Annotated in this window: 2 protein-coding genes; both read right to left on the bottom strand. The window is 73.0% G+C overall.

Going from position 1 to position 4,547, the window contains the following annotated elements:
• A partial coding sequence (locus ACFYWM_RS44600) for a type I polyketide synthase (protein WP_389927944.1) occupies nucleotides 1–1,498 on the bottom strand: 1,498 nt, incomplete at its 3' end.
• Nucleotides 1,499–1,516: 18 nt separating this feature from the next.
• A complete protein-coding gene (locus ACFYWM_RS44595; protein WP_389927941.1) occupies nucleotides 1,517–4,501 on the bottom strand; it encodes a type I polyketide synthase in 2,985 nt (994 codons plus the stop codon).
• Nucleotides 4,502–4,547: the final 46 nt, after the last annotated feature.

Here is a 4,547-nt window from a genome sequence, read left to right as displayed (position 1 = left end):
CCCTCACATGAACACCCAACCGCTCGGCCTGCACCCGCAACACCGACCCACTCCTGGCCGACAACGGCCACACCACCACCCCACCCTCCTGAACAGGGGCGACAACCTCCTCCGCAGGGGCCTCCTCCAACACCACGTGCGCGTTCGTGCCGCTGAACCCGAACGACGACACCCCCGCCCGCCGGGGCGCCCCGGTCTCCGGCCACGGGATCGTCTCGGTCAGCAGGGCGAGCCCGCCGCCGGCCCAGTCGACGTGCGGGGTGGGGTTCTCGGCGTGGAGGGTGCGCGGGAGAGTGGCGTGCCGCAGCGCCATGACCGTCTTGATGACCCCACCGACGCCGGAGGCTGCCAGCGTGTGGCCGATGTTGGACTTCAGCGCGCCGAGCCGGAGCGGACGGCCCGCGGGCCGCTCGCGACCGTACGTGGCCATGAGGGCGCGGGCCTCCACCGGGTCACCGAGGGCGGTGCCGGTGCCGTGGGTCTCGACCGCGTCGACGTCGGCGGCGGAGAGCCCGGCGTTCGCCAGCGCCAACCGTACGACCTGCTGCTGGGCGGTACCGTTGGGCGCGGTCAGGCCGTTGGAGGCGCCGTCCTGGTTGAGCGCGGAGCCGCGGACCACGGCCAGCACGCGGTGGCCGTTGCGCAGGGCGTCGGACAGCCGTTCCAGGACGAGCATGCCGGCACCCTCGGCCATGCCCATGCCGTCCGCGTCCGCGGAGAAGGGCTTGCACCGGCCGTCGGGGGACAGCACGCGCTGGCGGCTGAGTTCCACGAACGCCCCGGGGGTGGACAGCACGGTGGCGCCGCCGCTCAGCGCGAGGGAGCAGTCGGACTGGCGGAGGGCCTGGCAGGCGAGGTGCAGTGTGACCAGTGACGTCGAGCAGGCGGTGTCGACGGTGATGGCGGGACCTTCGAGGCCGAGCGTGTAGGCGATCCGCCCGGAGGCGACGCTGGGAACGACGCCGGTCGCGAAGTGCCCCTCCAGGTTCGCCGGGGCCTGCTCGAAGAGGGGGCCGTACTGATGGTGGTTGATCCCGACGAAGACACCGGTCTGGCTGCCGCGCAGCGAGGACGGGTCGATCCCGGCCCGCTCGAACGCCTCCCAGGAGGTCTCCAGGAGCAACCGCTGCTGCGGATCCATCGCCAGCGCCTCACGCGGAGAGATCCCGAAGAACCCCGCGTCGAACCGGTCGGCGTCGTCCAGGAAACTCGCCGCGCGGGCGTAGGTGCTCCCCGAGGTCGCGGGGTCCGGGTCGTACAGGGAGGCGAGGTCCCAGCCCCGGTCGGCGGGGAACTCACCGGCGGCTTCACGACCCGCGAGGACGAACTCCCACAGGTCCTCCGGGGACCGTACGCCACCGGGATACCGGCAGGCCATCGCGACGATGGCGATCGGCTCCCGGCTCCTGTCCTCGGTCTCCTTCAACCGCCGGTTCGCCCTGCGCAGCTCGCCGGTGACGCGCTTGAGATATTCGCGCAGCCTGTCCTCGTCCGCCACCGTGATCCCTCCCGATTCCTACGCGCCGAGCTCTCGGTCGATGAGATCGAAGATCTCGTCGTCGGTCGCGGACAAAAGGTCGTCTTCTTCCTCGTCGCCCGGGGTGCCGTCGTCCGTGCCGAGTTTCGCCAGCAGGGCCGCGAGCCGTTCGGCGACGACCGAACGCTCCTCGCCGCTGAGCGACGTGACCGCGGCCTCCAGGCGGTCGAGTTCGGCGTGCGGGGACAGCTCGGCGCCGACGAGCAGCGATCGCATGTGCCCGGCCAGCGCGGCCGGGTTGGCGTGCTCGAACACCACGGTGACCGGCAGGCTCAGGCCCGTCGCGGCGTTGAGCCGGTTGCGCAGCTCCACCGCGGTGAGCGATTCGAAGCCGAGTTCCCTGAACGCCCGGTCCGCGCCGATCGCCCGGGGCGAGGTGTGGCCCAGCGCTTCCGCGACATGAGCGATCACCATCCTCAGCAGCTCGCGTTCCTGCTCGGCGGGCGGCAGCGCGGCCAGGCGGCGGGCGTACGTCTCGTCCGGGCCCTCAGGTCCGTCGGTACGGTGCCGCGTTCCGGTGAGGTCGGCGACCAGCGGCCGGGGCCGGGCGGAGGCGAAGACCGGGGTGAACGTCTCCCAGTCCACGTCGGCGACCGCGGCGAAGGCCGCGCCGCCGGTCAGGACCCGGTCCAGGCGGTCCAGGGCCGTCGCGGGGTCGAGGGACGGCAGGCCCTGGCGGCGGAGCCGTTGCGGGTCCACCTGCTCGGCGAGGCGTTCGCTGTCCCAGACGCCCCAGGCGACCGAGGTCGGCCGGTGTCCGGGGCGGCCCCTGCCGTACGAGGCGTACGCGTCGAGGAAGGCGTTGGCGGCGGCGTAGGCGCCGTGGTCGCCACTGCCCCACACCCCGGCGATCGAGGAGAAGAGGACGAACGCGTCCAGCCTGTCGTGGTCGAGCAGCTCGTCCAGGTGTGTCGCGCCGTGCACCTTGGCGGCGACGGCGTCGGCGAACTCCCCGACCGTGGTCTCCGCCAGCGAGGCCAGCCGCGCCGCGCTCGCGGCGTGCACCACCGTACGCGGGGAGTGCCCGTCCGCCCGCAGCCGGTCCAGCAGTGCCGCGACCGCGTCCCTGTCGGCGACGTCGCAGCTCACGGTCGTGACGGTGACCCCCCTCTCCGCCAGCTCGCCCGCCAGCGCGTCCGCCCCCTCCGCGCCGGTGCCGCGCCGGGAGGCCAGCACGATGTGCTCGGCGCCGCGCGCCGCGAGCCAGCGGGCGAGGTGCGGCGCCAGCGCGCCGGTGCCGCCGGTGACCAGCGCGGTGCCGGACGTACGGAACCCCGCGGGCACGGTGAGCGGTGCCCTGACCAGGCGGCGGACGAGGACGCCGGTGTCACGGATCGCGACCTGGTCCTCGTCGCCGAGCCCGCCGATCCCGCCGAACTCGGCGAGCACCCCGCAGAGCCGGTCCCAGGCGGTGTCGTCGGGCATCTCGGGCAGGTCGGCGAGACCACCCCAGACGCGGGGCTGTTCGAGGGCGGCCACCCGGGCCAGCCCCCAGGTCTGGGCGTGGACCGGGCGCCGTACCGGATCGCCGGAGCCGGTGGACACGGCACCGGAGGTGACCGACCACAGCGGGACGGCCCATCCGGTCTCGGCCAGCGCCTGGACCAGGGTCAGCAGTCCGGCCACCCCGGCGGGCACGGCCGGGTGGTGGGCGTGGGGGGCCTCGTCGAAGGCGAGCAGGGAGAGGATGCCCGCGGGCCGGTCGCGACCGGCGAGCGTCCGCACGACCTCGTCGCGGTCCGCGGCGCCGTCCAGGACGAGCGTCACCGGCCGGGCTCCGTGCCGCTCCAGCGCCTTGGCCGCCGCCCGGACGAGAACGGGGTCGTGATCGCCCTCAGGTGCGACGACCAGCCACTCGCCGGTCAGCGCGCCCGCGGCCGGTGTGGCCGGTGTCTCCGCTGTTGTCGCGGCCGGATGCCAGGCGACGTCGTATCCCCAGGTGTCCCGCGTGACGGCGGGCTCGACCGGCCGCAGCCAGTAGTTCTTCCTCTGGAAGGGGTAGGTGGGCAGGTCGGCGTCCAGGTCCGGTCGCGCGTCGCCGAACGCCGGACTCCAGTCGACGTCGACGCCGTGGACGAACGCCTCCCCCAGCGACAGCAGGAACCGATCCATCCCTCCCTCGTCGCGGCGCAGCGTCCCTATCGCCGCACCCTCGACGTCGGCGGCTTCCAGGGACTGCTCCACGCCCAAGGTCAGTACCGGGTGCGGGCTCACCTCCACGAACACCCGATGCCCCGCCTCGATCAACCCCCGCGTCGCCTGCGCGAACCGCACCCGCTCACGCAGGTTACGGAACCAATACGCGCCGTCCAACGGCTCATCCAGCCACCGCCCACTCAACGTGGAAAAGAACGGCACCCGCGGCACCCGCGGCGAGATGTTCGCCAACGCCTCGACCAACTCCTCGCGAATCTCCTCCATCTGCGCCGAATGCGAGGCGTAGTCCACCGCGATCACCCGGCTACGCACCCCAGCCGCCTCACACTCGGCCACAAACCCCGCCAACACCCCGGCATCCCCGGACACCACCGTGGAGGCCGGACCGTTCTCCGCCGCCACCGACACCCCACCCCACCCCTTGATCCGCTCCTCCACCTGCGACGCGGGAAGAGCGACCGACGCCATCCCACCCCGGCCCGCCACCCGCGCCAGCAACCGGCTGCGCAACGCCACCACCCGCGCACCATCACCCAACGACAACCCCCCCGCCACCACCGCAGCCGCGATCTCCCCCTGCGAATGCCCCACCACCGCAACAGGCTCCACCCCAAAACCCCGCCACACCTCCGCCAACGACACCATCACCGCCCACAACACCGGCTGCACCACCTCCACCCGCTCCAAACCCACCCCCCCACACACCGCATCACTCAACGAGAAATCAACGAACGACCCCAACGCCTCCCCGCACTCGGCGAACCGCCGCGCGAACACCGGCGAGGACTCCAGCAACCCCGCACCCATCCCCACCCACTGCGACCCCTGACCCGGAAAAACAAACACCCCACCA

The organism is Streptosporangium sp. NPDC002721 (assembly GCF_042888905.1).
Classification (GTDB): domain Bacteria; phylum Actinomycetota; class Actinomycetes; order Streptosporangiales; family Streptosporangiaceae; genus Streptosporangium.
This window is presented reverse-complemented; position numbering and strand designations above follow the sequence as displayed.